This window comes from Mucilaginibacter lacusdianchii (assembly GCF_009770985.1).
In the GTDB taxonomy this organism is placed as follows: Bacteria; Bacteroidota; Bacteroidia; order Sphingobacteriales; family Sphingobacteriaceae; genus Mucilaginibacter; species Mucilaginibacter lacusdianchii.
The window spans coordinates 247,069-267,570 of the sequence record NZ_WSRW01000002.1 but is presented as its reverse complement, the minus strand read 5'-3'; the positions used below and the strand labels follow the sequence as shown (position 1 = coordinate 267,570).

The following is a 20,502-nucleotide window of genomic DNA, read 5'->3' as shown; positions in this document are numbered from 1 at the left end:
GATAGCTAAATAGCCGCACAGTACCTTATTTTTAATAATAACTCTTGCCTTTAATCAACGTATCCTGTTTTTTGCTGTTGCATACCGCATATGAAAAACCTTGCTGGATAGCATAAGCACCGTGTTCACCTTTTTTGTTGATAGCCAAAAATCCAACCTGTATCTGTTTAGCTATTTCGGGCTTCTTTTTAATGATACGCATTACCGCTTCTTTGCAAGCCTGCTCTGGCGGATAACCCTGGCGCATCAATTCAACCACTAAAAAGCTGCCTACATTGCGGATAACTTCTTCGCCCACCCCGGTAGACGTAGCCCCACCCACTTCATTGTCAACATATAAACCAGCGCCAATAATCGGGCTATCGCCCACGCGGCCATGCAGTTTGAAAGCCATACCGCTGGTTGTACATGCGCCAGATATATTTCCTTTGGCATCAAGCGCCAGCATGCCAATAGTATCATGGTTGTACTGGTTACCGGGCAAACCTTGTTTGTTTTCAAAATTGATTACCGGTTTGTATTCCGCTTTTTTCAACCACTCTTTCCAGGCTTTTTCCGACTCAGGCGTAAGCAATTTCATGCGTTTAAAGCCGTGTTCTACTGCAAATTGTGTAGCGCCTTCGCCTACCAGCATTACGTGAGGGGTTTTTTCCATTACCAGACGCGCAACTGAAATAGGATGGTCAATGTCTTCCATTCCGGCTACAGCGCCGCAGTTGCCCAACTCGTCCATTATGCATGCATCCAGTGTAACATGCCCATCGCGATCGGGGTAGCCGGCACGGCCTACCGAGTGGTTGTTCATGTCTGCTTCCGGAATACGTACACCTGCTTCAACGGCATCCAGTGCGCGTCCGCCTTTTGACAGGGTTTTCCAGGCTTCCTGATTGGCAGCAATACCAAAATCCCAGGTAGATATTACTACCGGTAGCGTAGATTGATCAGTGGTATTTAACGCTTTAGCAAAACTAGTTTGTGACAATGCCGCCAAAGAAGAGCCGGCGGCTGATAACTGTATAAATTTACGACGATTGAACATGACGGATTAAATATAGCGGTGCAAACGCTTAATGTATTAAGGTAACAATAATAATAGAAAAATTAACTATCGCTCAAAGGTTAATCGCTTTCCTGGCAAGCCTTCATTAAATGAGCCGTTTTGATAAGCTAAGTGGCCGGAAACAATAGTATGTGTAATGGCAGATTGAAACGTATCGCCATCAAAAGGGCTCCACCCGCATTTGTACAAATCGTTTTCGGGTTTAGCTGTCCACGGCTTGTTTAAATTCACCAGCACTAAATCGGCCCAATAACCTTCACGGATGTAACCTCGTTTCTCTATCTGAAAACAGGTGGCTACGTTATGAGCGGTTTTTTCGGCTATTTGTTCTAATGTGATTTTTTGTTGGTGATGAAGCTGTAGTAACGCAGGTAACGCATGCTGTACTAACGGACCGCCGGATGGAGCCTGCAAATATGGTTGGGCTTTTTCTTCAACAGTGTGTGGCGCATGGTCGGTAGCGATCACATCGATTCGACCATCTAATAACGCTTGCAATATACCGTCGCGGTCGTGGGCCGTTTTTACTGCAGGGTTCCATTTTATTAAGTTGCCTTTGGTGGCATAATCGTCTTCGCTGAACCATAGGTGATGAACGCAAGCTTCCGCCGTTATTTTTTTATCTTTTAGCGGAATGGTGTTATCAAAAAGCTCGGTTTCTTTAGCGGTTGATATATGTAAAATATGTAGCCTGGCACCATGCTTTTTGGCCAGCTCAACCGCCATAGATGATGACAGGTAGCAAGCCTCGACACTGCGTATTTTAGGATGATAATCAATAGTGATATTATCACCCAATAATTCTTTATAATGTGCCAGATTGTTTTTAATGGTTTGCTCATCCTCACAGTGGGTAGCAATCAGCATAGGCGATTTTGAAAAAAGATTTTCCAGTGTGCCTGGATTGTCTACCAGCATATTTCCAGTTGATGACCCCATAAATACTTTAACGCCACAAACGTTTTTGGCGTCGGTACGCAACACTTCATCCAAATTATCGTTAGATGCGCCCATGTAAAACGAATAGTTGGCTAACGATTTTTGCGCTGCAATAGCATACTTATCAGCCAGCAGTTGTTGGGTTAGCGTATTGGGCACCGTATTGGGCATCTCCATAAAAGAGGTGATACCGCCAGCCACCGCCGCTCTCGACTCGGTGTAAATCTCTGCTTTATGTGTTAGACCGGGTTCGCGAAAATGTACCTGATCGTCGATGGCGCCGGGTAACAGGTACAGTCCTTCGGCGTTAATTTCCTGATCGGCGGTTGTGTTGATGGTTGAGTCAATACGTTCAATAATTCCGTTGCTTACCAGCACATCGGCTACAAGCTGCTTGCCCTCGTTTACAACGGTGGCTGATTTAATTAAAATAGATGCCATGGCGTGTAAAGGTAATAATAAGTAAGGAAGTGGCGAAGATATGTAAAAGCAAAAGGAGCTGCTTTTAGGCAGCTCCTTTGCAAAAGGTAATATCAAATCGGGTTTATTCTACCTTTAAGCTTTTTACTGGGCTAACAACAGCCGCCCGTATGGCCTGCGAGCTTACCGTAATTACAGCCAGCAGCAAAGACAGCATTCCCGATATCAAAAATATCCACCAGCTGATATCTGTGTGATAAGGAAACTCCTGTATCCATTGGTGGGTAATATACCAAGCCACCGGCCAGGCAATGATATTGGCAATCATAACCAGCCATGCAAATTCTTTAGATATCAATACCGAGATATTTTGAACGCTGGCACCTAAAACCTTACGAATTCCAATCTCTTTTGTGCGCCGTTCGGCCGTAAATACTGCTAGTCCGAATAAACCCAGGCAGCTTAAAAGTATGGTAACCCCAGCAAATGCTTTAAATAGTTTTGCCGTTTGCGTTTCTTTTCTGTACATGGCTTCAAAGTTTTCGTCCATAAACTGATAATCAAATGGCCGTACCGGGTTAATACTATGGTAAACTTGTTCTGCTTTAGTCACGGCATCTTTTGCACCGCCAGACTTTATTTTAATATATAAAATGCCACCGTACTGAGCTGAACGTGCGGCACCAAAAATGGTGGGCTGAATTGAGGTTTTTAACGAACCATTATTAAAATCTTTTAGAACACCTCTAATCTGTCCGGGCCGACCCCATAAGTTTATATTTGTACCTACAGGGTTTTTGAGGTTCATCATCCTTGCGGCCGACTCATTGACCAGGTAATAAGCACTGTCGGCCGGTGTGCCGGTAAACCCGGTGCCCGCTGCAAACCTCATCTGCATCAGCGACGTAAAGTTGGCACTTATTTCCATCGGGCTGATATGGGCATTCGAGTTGGTTTTTCCAGGCCAGTTAATGTTGTCAGTTGAGTTACCCATTTCCATCAAGTTATCTGTAGAGAAAGTTACATCTGTAATGTTTTCATCGTTTTTTAATTCATTAATTACAGTTTGTACCTGCTTGCCCATCCTGTCGTTCATGTTTACCATTAAAACATTCTGACGATTATATCCTAAGTTTTTGGCTTGAATGTACCGAAGCTGTTTAGAGATTACAACCGTGCAAATAATCAGCATAATAGAAAAGGTGAATTGAACCACAACCAAGCATTTGCGTAGCCATCCGCCTTGCGCGGTTTTGTTAAAGTTTGATTTTAATACTGCCGTTGGATTAAAAGAAGATAATACCCACGCGGGGTAAACGCTGGCCATAACAATAGTGCAAAATCCAACCCATCCAATTATCTTAAGTGTTGTCCATTGCAAGTAATCAATGGTATAAGTTTTTCCGCTTATCTCTTTATACAACGGAGTAAGTACTGGCATAAGGGCAGCGGCTAAGGCAAGGGATATAAGGAAAATTAAAACAAATTCAGTTACAAACTGCATAACCAGCTGTTTACGATTGGCACCAACCACCCTGCGTAAACCTACCTCTTTAGCCCTTTTAGTTGCACGTGCGGTAGAAAGATTAATATAGTTGATGGCAGCGATGCCTATAATAAGTACACCTATTATAAAAAATAATTTAACCGACCTGATGCCGGAGGGCGAGAGGTCGGGATTATATAATCGCAAAGTATTTAGCGGTTGCAGCAGGTAAATCACATCTCCTGTTCTGATATACTTATTATTTTTAATGTGAATTGCCGAAAGTTGCTTGGCAAGGATTTCTGGATTGACTCTTGGCCTTAATTTAAAAAAGGTGTTGAAGCTAAAGTTGCCCCAGTCTTCATCAATAGTTTTCCAGTCGCCGTTGCCGCCAAAATTTTTGCGCACAACATTTAATGAAGTAAGTACATCAAGCCGCATGCTACTATGCTGAGGCATATTTTCAATCACGGCCGAAACTGTATACGGTTCCTGCTTTTCGCCAAGTAACATGGTTTTACCTGACGCATTATTTACAGAACCAAAATATTTAACGGCAGCATCACGGCTAAGCACAACATTGTTAATATCCTTTAAAGCCGTTTTAATGTTGCCGTTTAAAAAATGGATATGAAAGATGTTAAAAAAGGAGGGTTCCGTATAGGCAAATCCCTTTTCGATTAAATGTTCTTCGCCCGCAGTAATGAGCATTTGGCTTTTTTGATAACGAACGGCCTGTTCAACACCTGCAAAATCTTTCAGGGCACTGGCTGCAATGGGGGCGGGCGTATTAGTCCAGGTATCGTAAACGTTGTCACCCATTTTAACTTTAGCATTTAATCTGAAAATAAGTTCATTGTCAGACCAGCCCGTGTCATAAACTAATTCATCGTTAACACCCCAAAAAAGCAGTACACTCACTGAAAGACCTATTGCTAAACCAATAACAGCAATAAGCGAGTAAACTTTGCTGCGCAGTAAGTTTCTCCATGCGGTTTTAATGTAGTTTTTAATCATTTCAAAAGGTTGTATCAGGTTTAATTAATGCAGACGAAAACAATACCGGTTATGTAATATGTTGTATTATAGGTGCTTGTGATATTTTATTAACTTGGTAAGTGTTCGGTTACGATACAGGCATCTGTCCGTTATTGCATCAAAAACATATTTCAAAACGGGGCATGCATATAATTGCTGCTTGATGTTAATGAAAGTTGTTGGTTGATGAAGTGTCACATCATACAGTCTTTTATAACTTAAATAACTAAAGTGTATCTTTGCGCCCTATGGCTATAACATTTGATGAATTTAAGTTTAACCGGCAAATACTGAATGCCATTACCGATGCCGGTTATACCGAACCTACGCTGATTCAGCAAAAAGCCATTCCGCCGATACTGAACGGGCAGGACGTGATGGGTATTGCACAAACCGGTACGGGTAAAACCGCAGCCTACGTGTTGCCCATCCTCATGAAGCTTAAATATGCGCAGGGTAACGATGCGCGTTGTTTGATATTAGCGCCAACCCGTGAACTGGCCCTGCAAATTGAAGAGAACATAAAAGCTTACGCCACCTATACCGATTTGCGTGTTGTTACGCTTTATGGTGGGTTAGGTCCAAAAACGCAGATTGAAACCATACAAAAAGGGGTAGACATTATTGTGGCTACACCCGGACGCTTTTTAGATATTTATCTGGCCGGACACATTCATCCAAAGCCGTTACAAATTTTGGTTTTAGATGAAGCTGATAAAATGATGGACATGGGCTTTATGCCGCAGATCAACCGCATTTTAGAAGTAGTTCCACGCAAGCGCCAAAACCTTTTGTTTTCGGCTACTATGTCAGACAAGGTGCAGTTGCTATCTGGTAATTTCCTGGAATTTCCTACCGTAATTGAGGTTACGCCTCAGGCTACGCCGGCACAAACGGTTACGCAGAAATTGTACTTTGTCCCCAATATTAAAACAAAGATCAATCTGCTTAAAAACCTGCTGGACGCTACAGAAGATATTAAAAAGCTGATTGTGTTTTGTAAAACCCGCTACGCTGCCGAAGATGTGTACAAGTTTTTAGTGCGCAAGTTTGATGATAGCCAGGTAAAAGTGCTACATGCCAATAAAGGGCAAAACACTCGTATCAATTCTATCAACGCCTTTAAAAACGACGAGGTAAAGATATTGGTAGCTACTGATGTGGCCGCACGTGGATTAGATGTAAGTGACGTAAGCCATGTGATTAATTTTGACGTGCCCATTGTGATTGAAGATTACGTGCATCGCATTGGTCGTACTGGTCGGGCGTTTAATACAGGAGAAGCTATTACGTTTTGCAACCCGGCCGAGGAGTATTACATCGAAAAGATTGAGAAACTCATTCGACAAAATATCGTTGTTGAGCAAATGCCGGGCGATGTATTTATCGAACAAACGCCTTTCGAAGAGCGCCAGGAGCAAGCGCGTGAAATTGATATGCAAAAGCGCCGTGAAAATCCTGATTTTAAAGGAGCTTTTCACGATAAAAAGGAGCGTGTTGAGAGGAAAAAACCTGAGGGCCGTAACCAGAAGATGGCGGCTAAATACGGCAAACCTAAAACTACCCGCGGTAAATCATTCCGAAAAAAGTAATACATGAAACTCCGATTAACGCCTTTAAATTTTGCTACAGCATTTTTAGTAGTACTGGCTATAGTAACCTGGGTATACAAGCCGGTAGCCATCACCGGAAAAGAACTCGTGCACTGGACAGGCACTGTTGCCATTATATTTTTGTTTCTGGCCTTCTCCGTGTGGTTTTTGGATTTGATATTCCGTAATTTCTTTCGCGAAACTAAAATGCTGTGGACAATTGAGTTGAGCTTTATTGTTTTGACAGCCATCATATATCTTTTAGTAAAATAAATAAAATAGCCCTATACATGAAAAGAGCCGAGATAAAAATTATTGTTGATTTAGACGATAACAACGTTCCAGAAAACATTACCTGGGAATCAACCGACTCCAAAACACAGGAAGCCCTGCCGGTAAAATCTTTTATGCTGGCTTTGTGGGATCATAATTATAAAAACACCCTTCGCATTGACCTTTGGACCAAGGATATGCCGGTTGACGAAATGAAGAAGTTCTTCTTTGAAACCTTGCAAACCATGGGCGACAGCTTTTTACGGGCCACCGGCGAAACAAACATCGTAGAAGATTTGCGCGATTACTGTGCGCACTTCGCCGAAAAAATGGAAATTAACCGTTAAAGTTATCCAGCTATGCAACCTAAAGCTTTTGTTTGTTTTGTGGGCTTTGTGATATTAATGGCTGCCACTTGGTGTCCGCTGCTGCGCCCATTCGGTATCATTACCTGGGATTTGTATGATTTGAATAAACCGTACGGCATGGTTGTGTTGTTGGTTGCTATTGTGGGAATTGCAGGTACTGTGCTTAAACAATATCCGGTAGCCAAAATTGCGGCATGGATAGGTTTCGCATTGGTTGGGTTGGTTTACATTGCTGCGGTGATGAAGGTTAAATCATCATTCAGCTTTATACCATTCAAGGGCTTGGCAGGTACGTTAACCAGTCTCATTAAATTCAAATGGGGGTGGTATTTGCTGTTCATTGGTCCGTTGCTTAGCATTATTTCGTTACCTAAAAAACAGATTGTTGCCGAAAACGTATAATGCGTTATGCGCGGCTTAAAAACTATCCTTTTTCTGGTCATATCCAACACGTTTATGACGTTTGCCTGGTATGGGCACCTTAAGTTTAAAGATTATTCGTGGTCTAAAAACTTACCCCTTATAGCTATAATATTAATTAGCTGGGGACTGGCTTTTTTTGAATACCTTTTCCAGGTTCCAGCCAATAGGTCGGGATACGAAGCAGAAGGAGGTCCGTTTAATTTGGTACAGTTAAAAACCATTCAGGAAGCCATTACGCTAACTGTTTTTATGATTTTTACAACCGTGTTTTTCAAAACCGAAAAATTTGCATGGAATCATATATTAGGCTTTTGCCTAATTGTATTAGCCGTATTTGTGATATTTAAAAAATGGTAGCTTAAGGCTGCCGTTTTTTATTTAAGCAGATATTGTTAGTTTTGATACGTTACTAGCTATGCCTTGTTAGGCATGGAAATAATTTAGATTTCTACCCTTTAAAAATGTTCAGATTATCATTCCGTAATCAGGTCTTATTAGGATTCGCCATTTCTATTGTATTGGTATTTGTAGTTGGCATTTTATCCTACCGTAGCATCAACCAACTTCAAAATAATCAGGAAGATGTTGAGCATAGCCAGCAAATCATCAGCACATCTCGGGATATATTGCAAAATCTAACAGATGCCGAAACCGGCATGCGTGGTTATGTAGCTACCAATAAAGACAAGTTTTTGGATCCGTATAAAGCCGCATTGCCCCGCATCAATCTAGCGCTTCGTCATTTGCAGGATCTAACCGTAAACGACCTGGATCAACAAAATTATGTGACAGAATTAGCGGCACTTACCGATAGCCAGCTTGAAATTTTAAAACGTAATATAGACCAGCGAGCCCAGGTAGGTTTGGATTACATGATTCAGCATGATATGATCATCAGCGGTAAAGCTATCATGGACAGAACCAGGAATACGATTAGCCGCATTGTGAGTATTGAAAATAAATCGGTTCAGTTAGGCAAAAAACGTACGCAGGATGCGGCCACCACTACCACAGTCACTATCGTATTGGGGTCATTAATTTTCCTGATTATTATTATCGTTCTGTTCATCTACATTCAAAAAACCTTCAATCAACAAAAACGTATTGAAGCCGAAATAAAAGATGCCAATATTGAGCTTGAAAAAGTTTTGGCAGAGAACGAAGATAAAAACTGGTTATTAACCGGAGTAGGCAACCTGAATGAAAAAATGCAGGGCCAGTTAAATGAAAAGGAACTTTCGGCAAATGTACTGGCGGAGGTTTGCCAATACACTGATGCATTGACCGGAACCCTTTACCTGTTAAATGAAGACGATCAAAACCTAGAGCTCTATTCTTACTATGCCTTCCATGATTTGGGAACTTTAAAGAACAAGATTAAACTATCTGAAGGTTGGGTAGGCCAGGTGGCGCAAGATCAAAAATCAGCAACTATCAAAGGTAAATTAAACGATAAACTGCAATTAGAAACTTCTATTTTAAGTCATGAACTGGCTGAAATATTAATTGTTCCGTTCTTCTTCGATAAGAAGTTGAAGGGTGTAATGGAAATAGCTTTCCAATCAAATTTAAAGGAACGCGACCGGGAATACATTTTGGCAGCAGCCGAAGATATCGGCATTGCCGTAAATACCGCTCAAGCGCGTACCATTATGCACGATTTGCTGGAAGAGGTTCAACAACAAGCCGAAGAACTGGAAGCACAGCAGGAAGAAATGCGGGTAACCAACGAAGAGTTGCTCAATAAAACCGAAATGCTGCAAGCGTCTGAAGAAGAGCTTCGTGTTCAGCAAGAAGAATTGCGTACCATTAATGCCGAGCTGGAGGAAAAAGCCAGTTTACTGGAAGAAAAGAACCAAGCCATTGAAGAAGCGCGCACGGCCATTAATGTTAAAGTAAACGAGCTGGAAACTACTGGTAAATATAAATCGGAGTTTCTAGCCAACATGAGCCATGAATTGCGCACGCCGTTGAATAGTATTCTGGTGTTGGCGCGTATCCTGAAAGATAATAAAACCGATAACCTGAGTGAAGATCAGATTAAATATGCCAGCGTAATTTTCAACGCCGGTAACGATTTATTGACGCTGATTAACGACATACTTGACTTGTCGAAAATTGAATCCGGTAAACTCGAAATCCAAAACGACGATATAAAAGTAAGCGATATTGTTCGGGATATGGAGATGCTGTTTACTGAAGTAGCCCGGAACAAGAACATCAGTTTTAAAACCAACGTCAGTCAGGTTGCCGAAACTGTTTATACCGATAAAGTACGTGTAGAACAGGTAATTAAAAACCTGCTATCTAATGCCTTTAAGTTTACACCTGAGAGCGGCGAAATTTCCATTACTGCCAAACCTGGTACTAAACCTGGCACAATCAGTTTTGCAATAAAAGATTCGGGTATTGGTATAGCGCCTGAAAAGCAAAAAGTAATATTTGAAGCATTCCAGCAGGCCGATGGCTCAACCAGCCGTAAATATGGCGGTACCGGGTTAGGCCTATCAATCAGCCGTGAACTGGCTAATTTATTGGGCGGAGAAATTACGCTGCGAAGCGAGTTGGGTACGGGAAGCGAATTTATTTTAACTATACCGGTTGTAGCAAATCAACAACCATCTCAAACATCTGCCGAAGAAGAGCCTGCATTACCTACCGTGGAAAGCTTTACTCCTAAGGTTAATTTCTTGCAACCGGCAGCTGAATTGGCACCAAGCCGACCTAACCGGGGGCAACCGTTGGTAGTGATTGTAGAAGACGACCACAACTTTGCTGATATATTGCAGGACTACGCCCGAGACCATGGTTACCAATCGGTGATGGTTAACGAAGGAACGCATGCGGTTGAAATCATTAAAGAAAAGCAACCTGATGCAGTAATATTGGATATTATGCTGCCAGGTAAAGATGGTTGGCAGATATTGAAAGAGCTGAAACAGGAGAGCGATACGCAGCATATTCCGGTACATCTAATGTCTGCTGGTGAGGCTGCTGCTATCAAAGTGCGCAGGGAAGGTGCTATCAGTTTTATGAAGAAACCGATTAACACCGAAACGCTGGACAAATTGTTTAACGACATGATGAGCCAGAGTGGCGTGCAGTTTAAACAAATTTTGTTGGTTGAAGACCATGAAGCGCAAAGTGAAGCGCTCAAAGATTTGATGCAAAAACAAGGCATCACCGTTGACCAGGCATTTACCGGCGATGAAGCGTTCCGCAAACTGCATGAGAATGATTACCAATGTGTAATTCTTGACCTGAACCTGCCAGATATATCCGGATTGGATTTGCTGGATAAAATAAAAGCTATAGATCGCTTTGCCGAATTGCCGGTTATTGTTAATACCGCCATGGAACTGGATAAAACCTCGGTTAACCGTTTAATGCAGTATGCCAACGCAATGGTAATGAAATCAACCAAATCGGCTGATCGGTTGATTGATGAAGTAAACCTGTTTTTGCACAAAATAAGTGGTATGCCGCCAGCGCAAACTGCGTCATCATCAGCGGCCAAATCTGTTCCATCGGTAAGCAAAGGAAAAGATATGTTGAAGGGTAAAAAAGTGCTGATTGTAGATGACGATATGCGAAATATATTTGCATTGAGCAGTGCTTTGCAAACCTATGATTTACAAGTTGAGATTGCTAATGACGGCGACGAAGCACTTGAAAAACTGGAAGATACGCCAGGCATTGACATTGTGCTGATGGACATCATGATGCCCAAAATGGACGGCTATGAAGCCACGCGGCAAATTCGTAAGCAAAACAAATGGGCTAAGTTACCTGTAATTGCCTTAACAGCTAAGGCCATGAAAGAAGACAGGGAGAAATGTCTGGCCGCGGGCGCCAATGATTACATAACTAAACCAATTGATATGGACCGCCTAATTGCACTGATGCAGCTGTGGTTAGAGAATTGATAGCATGAACGAAATTGACACAGGTGGGGTAACAGTAACGGAATTAAATGAACTGGTAAATCTGGTAAAAAAAATCCATGGATTTGATTTTGCGGGTTATTCTAAAGCATCATTTAAGCGCAGGCTGGCCAGGGTAATGCAGCTAAAAAAGCTAAATTACCTTGACCTTAAATATATGTTGGTAAACGAACCATCTTTTTTCCAGTACTTTTTGGAAGAAATTACTGTGAATGTAACCGAGATGTTTCGCGATCCGCTTTTTTACAAAGCAATCAATCAACAAGTGTTGCCGTATTTGTCCACGTTTCAGCATATCAAAATATGGAGTGCCGGCTGTTCAACAGGTGAAGAGGTGTATTCAATGGCAATCCTTCTACAAGAGGCTGGTTTACGCAAAAAATCTTTTATATACGGCACTGATATCAACACCGAAGTACTGAAAGAGGCCAAACGTGGCATTTACAGTTTACGAAAAATAAAGTCGTACGCCGAGAATTATCAGTACTCGGGTTTGCCGGGCACCATAACCGATCATTTTACAATGTTGTATGATGCAGCTACCATTCATACCGAGTTGAAGCAAAATACACTGTTTTCGGTACACAACCTTATTTCTGACGGGGTGTTCAACGAATTTCAGATGATTAGTTGCCGGAATGTATTTATTTATTTCGAGTCGGAATTACAGGAAAAGGTACTGGACTTGTTTTACAAAAGCTTGTGCCCGTTAGGGTTTTTATGTCTGGGTAGTAAAGAAGCAATTCGGTCTGACGCTTTCCGAAAGCGATTTAAAGTAATCAATTCGAAAGAAAATATCTATCAAAAAATTGGCGCTTAACACAGATCTCATCCAACGGTGGCAACAATCAGAAGTGTTGTTGCTTGGCGGTTCTGCCGGATCGTTCAAGTTGTTGTTTCGTGCTATAAAAAGTTTTTCTACCGACTTTAACAAAACCGTTATCATCATTATTCACCGGAAAAAGAATTTTTTCAGTGAAATTGAAAAACTATTTGCCGAGAATAGTCGTATGTACCTCCGCGAAATAAGCGATAAGGAAGAAATCAGAGCAAACGCTATATATATAGCACCGGCTAACTATCATACACTAATTGAAGATGAAAAGCAGTTTAGCTTGGATGTGTCTGAGCCGGTATGGTATTCAAAACCATCTATAGATGTTACTTTTAAAAGTGCAGCGGATGTGTTTACCAATCGTTGTACGGCGATATTGCTTTCGGGTGCTAACCAGGATGGGGCAGAAGGGTTACTTAGGCTGCAACAAAGCGGTGCTTTAACCATTGCACAGCATCCTGGAGATGCCGAAATGCCGGATATGCCTAACTCGGCTATCCAGCTTAAAGCAGCTGATTATGTACTGCATACAGAGGAGATTTTCGAATTATTCCGCAGCTGAAAGGTTTTTTGACTACTTTTAACCGTCACATATGGATCCTGTAAATATTCTCATCGTTGATGATAGGGAAGAAAATATTATTGCGTTAGAAGCGCTTCTTAAACGCGATGATATAAATATCCTGTCAACAACATCTCCAAATGATGCGTTGCGCATAGCTTGGGAAAACCCGATTAGTGTTGCCCTGATTGATGTGCAAATGCCAGAAATTGACGGTTTTGAGCTGGTTGAAATGCTGAAAGCCAACCCTCGTACAAAAGATATCCTTATCATTTTTGTAACGGCCATTTCTAAAGATTCTAAATACGCTGTTAAAGGATTAGGGGCTGGTGCTGTTGATTACCTTTACAAACCACTCGATCCTTACATAACCTCGGCAAAGGTTGATGCATTTATACAACTGGCACGTAGTCAAAAAGAAATAAAAGTAAAAAATGAGGATTTGCAGAATTACGCCATTATGGTAAAAAATTCTGCCGATATCATCGCAACCATTGATGCGCAAACGCTTCGCATACAAACAATAAATCCTGCTGTTGAAAAAATCTTAGGTTATCAGCCGCAAGAGGTTATCAAGAAAAGTATTATTGATTTAGCAACTGAGAAGGATCAAGCCGCTTTCCGGAAAAAGTTATCTGAAATTATCAATAACAACCTGAACTTTGCTGTTGCTGAATACCAATTTGAAACGTTTGATAAGCGCCTGGTTTGGGTAGAATGCCGTTGTTCATATCGGAACAAAGTTGTTTTTATGAATATCAGCGACGTGTCTCCGCAAAAAAGTTTTCAAGCGCAATTAATTAAATCAAAAGAGGCCGCCGAATATGGTAAAAAGGTTAAGGAAAACTTTTTGGCCAATATGAGTCACGAACTGCGCACGCCTATTAACGGAATTATTGGTTTGACTAATATTCTGCGCAAGACGGAACTTGATACGCAGCAGACCAATTTAATTGATTTATTGGAAGTGTCGTCCAAATCATTGTTGGGTGTAATTAATGATGTACTCGATATTTCGAAAATAGAAGCTGGGAAGTTTAGTATTGTTCGTACGGCTAATAATATGCATAAAGCGGTTCAAGCCGTTTATGATTTATTAAAATACAAAGCCGACGAAAAGAATATTGAGCTAATATTAGACTTGGCGCCCGACGTGCCCGAAAATCTGCTTTTTGATTCACTAAGGCTGAACCAGATTTTAATGAATTTGCTAAGTAACGCCATTAAGTTTACCGAGCATGGTTATGTAAAGCTGCAAGTGCATGTAATACAAAAAATGAATAACAATGTGAAGTTGAAGTTTAGTGTTATTGACAGCGGCATTGGTATTCAGGCTGACCGTTTAGCTACTATTTTCAATTCGTTTGAACAAGCCGAAGAAGATACAACTAGTAAATACGGCGGAACAGGATTAGGGCTTACTATTGTAAAAAGATTGATAGAATTAAAAGGAGGGGAGCTGACGGTAAACAGCCAATTGGGCAGCGGTAGTGTATTTAATTTTACTAATTGGTATAACATTGTAGATGCACCAAAGCCCGAGACGCAAGATGCTGATAAAAAGTCATCAAAGCTGCAACCCTTCTCAGACGTTAAGATCTTAGTGGCAGAAGATAATCTGGTTAACCAGTTCATGCTATCCAAGATGCTAAAGGACTGGAATATTACGTTTGATATTGTAGATAACGGTAGGAAGGTACTGGATAAATTGCAGGGCAATAATTATGATTTGATTCTGATGGATACTCATATGCCCGAAATGAACGGCTATCAAGCAGCAAAAGCTATACGGCTCGACTTTGTTGAACCTAAACGCAGCATACCTATCATTTCGCTCTCGGCAGCTACATTTGATCATGAACAGCAGCAAGCTTTAACAGCGGGTATGAATGAAGTGCTGGCCAAGCCTTTTCAACCGCACGAGTTGCATGAAAGAATACAACGGTTGTTGAACACCCAACCGGCATAAAGCCGTGGCCGTTTCTTCATGTTAACACTTTTGGCGCATGTAAACATCGGACCTGCCTGAAACGAATAATTTTTATATTTGCTGCGATGGAATTATTGCGCCAAACAGGGTATTTGCTCCGAAAAGAAATTTTGCTGGAATGGCGTTCAAAGTATGCATTTAACGGTGTTTTGCTATATATCGTTTCTACCGTCTTCGTTTGCTACATTTCCTTTAATCTTACCCCGGGCTTCACGCAAAGCAATGGATACCCCGTAGTATGGAACGTACTATTTTGGATTATCATTCTTTTTGCATCGGTTAACGCAATAGCTAAAAGTTTTTTGCAGGAGAGCAGGAGTCGTTTGCTCTATTATTATACTATAGCTAGTCCGCAAGCCATTATTTTATCCAAAACCGTTTACAACGCAATGTTAATGACACTGCTAAGTTTATTGGCTTTGGTGGTATATGCATTGTTTTTTAACAATACGGTGGGCGATGCTTTATATTATTTCCTGTCTGTGCTGGTTGGAAGTATTACATTTTCTACAACGTTTACCATGGTGTCGGCTATTGCTGCTAAGGCAGGTAATGGTGGTACTTTAATGGCTGTGCTTAGTTTTCCTGTTATCATCCCGGTTATATTATTACTTATCAAAGTAAGCAAAAGTGCTATGGATGGTGTAGAACGTAGTTTAAGCTATGGCAATTTTGGCATACTGGCCGCTATCAATGTTATGGTGGTAGCTGTAGCACTACTGTTGTTTCCATACTTATGGAGAGATTAGATCACCATTAAATTATTGCAACCAATTTATACTGTATACTTTAATTAGTAGATTTCACAACTCATTCTAAAATCAATTTAAGGCTATGCGTTTTTGGCTTCTGTTATTGGTGGGCGTATTGTTTACGTTGGCTGCATGGGCACAAGGCGGTACTATAACTGGTAAAGTGGTACGCATGGACACCAAAACACCCATGGCCGGGGCCAGCGTATTTTTAAGCAATGCTACATTTGGTACCACTACTAAAGAAGATGGAACTTTTATATTAAGCGGCGTTAAACCCGGCCAATATGAGTTGATTATAACATCGGTTGGATTTGAGGACTTTTCAAAAACCGTATTAGTAGGCAGCCAGCTCATTAATCTGAATGCCGAATTGATGCCCCGTATTACGGAATTGCATGACGTTATTATAACCGATGGCGCTAACTGGAAACGCAATTATCAACTGTTTGTAGAAAGCTTTTTGGGCACTTCAGCAAACGCAAAAAAGTGCAAGATACTTAATCCACATGATGTCAATATCGTTTATCGTAAATCAAAGAAACTAATTCAGGCATCATCTTATGATTTCATCAATATAGAAAACCGCGCTTTGGGTTATCAGGTGAAAATTCTGCTTAAGGATTTTAAGGCTGATGGTATCAATAACATCATATCATGGAGCGGAAAGGTGTTGTATCAGGAACTGCCCGGTTCTGCCGATCAGAAAGCTAAGTGGGAGCAAAAGCGAGAAGATTTATACTACGGCTCAAGCATGCACTTTTTAAGATCATTGTTAAATGGGAGTTATTATAATGATGGCTTTATTATGATTCGCCTGTTGCGAAAGCCTAATCCGTACCGTGCCAGTGAAGAAGTCATCCAAAAAAAGCTGGATAAGTTTAATGGCGTAAATCGAGATTCATTGAACTATTGGATATCAAAGGAAAAGCAGTCGAAATACATTGAAGATTTAGTACGGACGCCGTTTACCGCGCAAGATGTGGTTAGGCCTACGGATAGGCCGGGGTTGTTTGCCATCACATTCCCTAACTATCTGTATGTAATGTATACCAAAAAGCGGGAAGAAATGGATTTCAAAGATATCTATCGTCCTATTGACATGCCCAATTACGAAACCAGTGTAATGACTTTGTATAAACCATATGCATTGTTTGATAACAACGGTATCATCGTATCTGGCGAAAGTACGCTGGTTGAAGGAACTTGGTCCAAAAGTAAAATTGCCGAACTACTGCCGGTAGATTACAATCCTAATGCTGTTAAGTAAGAGGCATTGTAAGTGAAAACAGGTTTAGCACTTTTCTTTCCTAACAGAAAACATCGGTTGTTAAGATAATTGTAAAATACTATGTACGCATAGTATATGCCGTAATTTGTATTAATTTTGCGCGTTCAAATATGATGAAGTTTATATATCAGTCTTGGTGGAAAATTGGAGCAGTTGTGCTCATCATTTACACCATCATTGCCGGCTTTTTGATTCCAGTACCTGCTCTGCCCATTTTACACGAAACTATACGTAATGTTTACTTCCATGTACCTATGTGGATGGCGATGTTTGTGGTGTTTGGGATATCGGTAGTTTATAGTATTAAATACTTAAGCACCGGCAAGGAAGAGTACGATTTAGTAGCCATAGAATCAGTTAATACAGGTGTATTTTTTTATGTGTTGGGATTGTTAAGTGGTATGCTTTGGGCTAGGTTTACCTGGGGCGAGTTTTGGAGTAATGATCCAAAGCAAAACAGTGCAGCTATTGCCTTTTTGCTTTATTGCGCCTATTTAGTACTACGCAATTCCATTGATGAAGAACAAAAAAGAGCACGTATTTCGGCCATCTATAACATTTTTGCATTTCCGGTGATGGTGGTATTATTGTTCATATTACCACGCATGACTGATTCCTTGCATCCCGGCAACGGTGGCAACCCAGCCTTCGGTAAATACGATATGGACAATATGATGCGTGCGGTGTTCTATCCCGCCTGTATCGGCTGGATATTTATCGCCATCTGGATTGCAACCTTACGTTATCGAATCCGTTTAATTGAAAATAAAAATCTGACTAGTATTTAAATGAAAAAGCTTGGTTTATTAGCCCTAACGTTATTTTGTGGCCTTGGGGCGTTTGCCCAACCGGTTGAAATGGCCGATAAGATGCGCAGTTCGGGTCAGATTTATGTAGTCATAGCAACTGTTGCAATTGTTTTTGCAGGATTAGCTGTTTATTTGTTTGCAATGGACAGGCGCTTGAAAAAGCTGGAAAAACAAGACTAAACGTTTTCTAAAAAAAATAGTTATAGTTTAATGTTCAACGGGTTGTTGATTAAACTATAAATAGTGTTTACCAATTATTTACTTAAAATATAATTATGGATAATTTAGCAATAGCTGAAAGTCAAGACACGCATTTTTTTGATGATGTGTGTAAAAACTTTGACCATGCAGCACAATTTACCAAGCATGATGCCGGTTTGCTGGATCAAATCAAATCATGCAATAGTGTTTACCGTTTCCGTTTTCCAATACGTAAAGGCAATGGCTTCGAGGTAATAGACGCTTGGCGCGTTGAACACTCGCATCACCAATCGCCAACTAAAGGCGGTATTCGTTATAGCGAAATGGTGAACGAAGACGAGGTGATGGCACTGGCCGCGCTGATGACCTACAAATGTGCGGTAGTAAACGTACCATTTGGCGGTGCAAAAGGTGGTATTAAAATCAATTCAAAGAACTATACCGTTCAGGAACTTGAAAACATAACCCGACGTTATACAGTCGAATTAACTAAAAAGAACTTTTTAGGCCCTAACATTGACGTGCCTGCACCCGATTACGGATCTGGCGAACGTGAAATGAGCTGGATTGCCGATACTTACGCTACCATGAACCCTAACCAGGGTGATGCTTTAGGTTGTGTAACTGGTAAACCGATAGCACTACACGGTATTGCTGGTCGTAGAGAGGCTACGGGCCGTGGCGTGGCTATTGCCGCTCGCGAGTGCGTAAACGTAGCTGAAGATATGCAGCGTTTGGGCTTAACGCCTGGACTAGCAGGCAAGCGGGTAATTGTTCAAGGCTTGGGTAATGTGGGTTACTATTCGGCTAAATTTTTGGCAGAATTTGGTGCCATTATCGTAGGATTGTGTGAGTATGAAGGCGCTATTTATAATGCCGATGGATTAGATGTAGAAGCGGTGTTTCAACATCGTAAAGCAACCGGTTCTATCTTGAATTTTGAGGGCGCTCAAAACTTTACTAAATCATCTGAAGGTTTAGAACAACCTTGCGATATTCTGGTACCGGCTGCTTTGGAAAACCAGATTACTGCCGATAATGTGCGTAACCTGCAGGCTAAAATTATAGTAGAAGGCGCCAACGGCCCAACTACGCCCGAAGCTGAAGCTGCTTTTTATGAAATGGGCGGAATCATCGTTCCCGACATGTACGCCAACGCCGGCGGTGTAACAGTTTCATACTTTGAGTGGTTGAAAAATCTTTCGCACGTATCGTTTGGTCGTATGAACCGTAGATTTGAAGAAAATTCTAATCTTAACTTGGTAAATATGGTAGAAGGGATTACGGGTGTAACGTTAAATCCGCAGCAACGTGCTACTATCATCAAAGGTGCCTCTGAGCTGGAATTGGTGAATTCAGGTTTAGAAGACACTATGATCCGTTCTTACCACGAAATTCGGGAAACATTCAAAACCAATCCAAATATCGATACCCTGCGTACTGCAGCTTTTGTGTTAGCTATTAATAAAATTGCAGTAAGCTACCAAAATTTGGGTGTTTGGCCATAATAATGCCAACGTTCAGTGTAATATTTAAAAGCCCCAATACATTCGTTGTATTGGGGCTTTTTATTGTAAAATAATGTTCGATGGTTTCGTAACAAAGTTTAACAGCATTGATCTATTCTTAAACAACTAACTTATCATGAGAAAAAAAATTGTCTTCAGTATTACCGTATTATCTACTATGTTTTTGTTGAGTGCATGCTCTAGTTCCGGCTATTTTAAAGATGCAGAAGGAAAAAGTTCTGGATTCAAAGTAACAGGTCGCTTTGATAAAACTAAACCTTTACTGCATGATTCACTAAGTACTAAGCAGCAATGGTCATTTTACATGATTGATGAAAAAGGAGATGAACGAAAGGTAGTTATGACCGGTAGGTTTAAGCCGCAAGGCTTGGATAGCGCAGCCTATGTTACAGTAACCGGCGTTATGCAAGGCAACGAATTTCATGCATCACAGTTGACCAGTTTGGCCGGGTATACAGTCGATTCTCCAAGTCGCGGTGTTAAGAATAATTCTAAATAAGATATATCTATTGTAATAAAGCTATTTCGTGATACGTTTTGTATTTTTGTAATCTGATTTACAGCAGGTAAAACTTCATGAAAAAAAGCGCTATTTTAGGTATCATCGTTATAGCTGTAGCTATAGCTGTTATCATAAGTACCTATTCTAATTCAAGTACTTACGGGTCTTTTAAAGATGCAGAGCAAACCAAAACGGAATTGCATATTGTGGGTCATCTAAACAAAGAGAAACCTTTGTATTATGATGCCACTAAAGACGCCAATTACTTTTCTTTTTATATGAAAGATAATAAAGGTGAAGAGTGTAAAGTGGTATTTACCGGCACCAAGCCTCAGGATTTTGAACGTTCTGAACAAATTGTGCTGACCGGTGCCATGCAGGGTAAGGAATTTCATGCGTCTAAAATTTTAATGAAATGCCCGTCTAAATACACCGAAGATAAAGTAGAAATCACCGAGGCTAACGCTACCAAGCAAGCCAGCATATAA

Annotated in this window: 19 protein-coding genes; 16 read left to right on the top strand and 3 right to left on the bottom strand. The window is 40.9% G+C overall.

The window, feature by feature from the left end; translation table 11 throughout:
- Nucleotides 1-31 precede the first annotated feature (31 nt).
- The 3 genes from GPM24_RS08165 to GPM24_RS08155 all read right to left on the bottom strand — a co-directional run bounded on the left by GPM24_RS08165 (nucleotide 32) and on the right by GPM24_RS08155 (nucleotide 4,922).
- The gene (locus GPM24_RS08165) at nucleotides 32-1,039 is read right to left on the bottom strand and encodes a glycosylasparaginase (protein WP_158826274.1); all 1,008 of its coding nucleotides are present in this window, start codon (nucleotides 1,037-1,039) and stop codon (nucleotides 32-34) included.
- Nucleotides 1,040-1,105: 66 nt separating this feature from the next.
- Nucleotides 1,106-2,440 (bottom strand): dihydroorotase, encoded by a 1,335-nt coding sequence (locus GPM24_RS08160; protein WP_158826273.1) that lies wholly within the window; start codon nucleotides 2,438-2,440, stop codon nucleotides 1,106-1,108.
- Between the two features lie 103 nt (nucleotides 2,441-2,543).
- A complete protein-coding gene (locus GPM24_RS08155) occupies nucleotides 2,544-4,922 on the bottom strand; it encodes an FtsX-like permease family protein (RefSeq protein WP_158826272.1) in 2,379 nt (792 codons plus the stop codon).
- Between the two features lie 269 nt (nucleotides 4,923-5,191).
- Here GPM24_RS08155 and GPM24_RS08150 point away from each other — a divergent pair, with 269 nt between their 5' ends.
- From GPM24_RS08150 to GPM24_RS08075, 16 genes are all read left to right on the top strand, one after another.
- Nucleotides 5,192-6,535 (top strand): DEAD/DEAH box helicase, encoded by a 1,344-nt coding sequence (locus GPM24_RS08150; protein ID WP_158826271.1) that lies wholly within the window; start codon nucleotides 5,192-5,194, stop codon nucleotides 6,533-6,535.
- 3 nt (nucleotides 6,536-6,538) lie between these two features.
- Nucleotides 6,539-6,808: a preprotein translocase subunit SecE gene (locus GPM24_RS08145; protein WP_158826270.1), complete on the top strand. Its 270-nt coding sequence runs from the start codon at nucleotides 6,539-6,541 to the stop codon at nucleotides 6,806-6,808.
- 17 nt (nucleotides 6,809-6,825) lie between these two features.
- Entirely contained in the window at nucleotides 6,826-7,155 is a 330-nt protein-coding gene (gene gldC, locus GPM24_RS08140; RefSeq protein WP_158826269.1) for a gliding motility protein GldC, read from the top strand.
- 12 nt (nucleotides 7,156-7,167) lie between these two features.
- Entirely contained in the window at nucleotides 7,168-7,578 is a 411-nt protein-coding gene (locus GPM24_RS08135; protein WP_158826268.1) for a hypothetical protein, read from the top strand.
- A gap of 6 nt (nucleotides 7,579-7,584) precedes the next feature.
- Nucleotides 7,585-7,956: a DMT family protein gene (locus tag GPM24_RS08130; RefSeq protein ID WP_158826267.1), complete on the top strand. Its 372-nt coding sequence runs from the start codon at nucleotides 7,585-7,587 to the stop codon at nucleotides 7,954-7,956.
- A gap of 104 nt (nucleotides 7,957-8,060) precedes the next feature.
- Entirely contained in the window at nucleotides 8,061-11,525 is a 3,465-nt protein-coding gene (locus GPM24_RS08125) for a response regulator (RefSeq protein WP_158826266.1), read from the top strand.
- A 4-nt stretch (nucleotides 11,526-11,529) separates the two neighbouring features.
- A complete protein-coding gene (locus GPM24_RS08120) occupies nucleotides 11,530-12,363 on the top strand; it encodes a CheR family methyltransferase (RefSeq protein WP_158826265.1) in 834 nt (277 codons plus the stop codon).
- Nucleotides 12,353-12,940, top strand: coding sequence for a chemotaxis protein CheB (locus GPM24_RS08115; RefSeq protein WP_158826264.1), 588 nt, complete (start codon nucleotides 12,353-12,355; stop codon nucleotides 12,938-12,940). The genes GPM24_RS08120 and GPM24_RS08115 overlap by 11 nt, the downstream gene beginning before the upstream one ends.
- Nucleotides 12,941-12,971: 31 nt before the next feature.
- Nucleotides 12,972-14,909 carry a response regulator gene (locus tag GPM24_RS08110; RefSeq protein ID WP_158826263.1) on the top strand — a complete coding sequence of 646 codons (1,938 nt, stop codon included), beginning with the start codon at nucleotides 12,972-12,974 and terminating at the stop codon, nucleotides 14,907-14,909.
- 86 nt (nucleotides 14,910-14,995) lie between these two features.
- A complete protein-coding gene (locus tag GPM24_RS08105; protein WP_158826262.1) occupies nucleotides 14,996-15,679 on the top strand; it encodes a heme exporter protein CcmB in 684 nt (227 codons plus the stop codon).
- Nucleotides 15,680-15,764: 85 nt separating this feature from the next.
- Nucleotides 15,765-16,952: a carboxypeptidase-like regulatory domain-containing protein gene (locus GPM24_RS08100; protein ID WP_158826261.1), complete on the top strand. Its 1,188-nt coding sequence runs from the start codon at nucleotides 15,765-15,767 to the stop codon at nucleotides 16,950-16,952.
- 110 nt (nucleotides 16,953-17,062) lie between these two features.
- Nucleotides 17,063-17,761, top strand: a complete 699-nt coding sequence (gene ccsA / locus GPM24_RS08095; protein ID WP_500784475.1) for a cytochrome c biogenesis protein CcsA — start codon at nucleotides 17,063-17,065, stop codon at nucleotides 17,759-17,761.
- Nucleotides 17,762-17,962 carry a CcmD family protein gene (locus GPM24_RS08090; protein ID WP_158826260.1) on the top strand — a complete coding sequence of 67 codons (201 nt, stop codon included), beginning with the start codon at nucleotides 17,762-17,764 and terminating at the stop codon, nucleotides 17,960-17,962. It begins immediately after the preceding gene.
- Nucleotides 17,963-18,057: 95 nt separating this feature from the next.
- A complete protein-coding gene (locus tag GPM24_RS08085) occupies nucleotides 18,058-19,491 on the top strand; it encodes a Glu/Leu/Phe/Val family dehydrogenase (protein ID WP_158826259.1) in 1,434 nt (477 codons plus the stop codon).
- Nucleotides 19,492-19,627: 136 nt separating this feature from the next.
- Complete coding sequence (locus GPM24_RS08080) at nucleotides 19,628-20,011, top strand: hypothetical protein (RefSeq protein WP_158826258.1); 384 nt, start codon at nucleotides 19,628-19,630, stop codon at nucleotides 20,009-20,011.
- 77 nt (nucleotides 20,012-20,088) lie between these two features.
- Nucleotides 20,089-20,502, top strand: a complete 414-nt coding sequence (locus GPM24_RS08075; protein WP_158826257.1) for a cytochrome c maturation protein CcmE domain-containing protein — start codon at nucleotides 20,089-20,091, stop codon at nucleotides 20,500-20,502.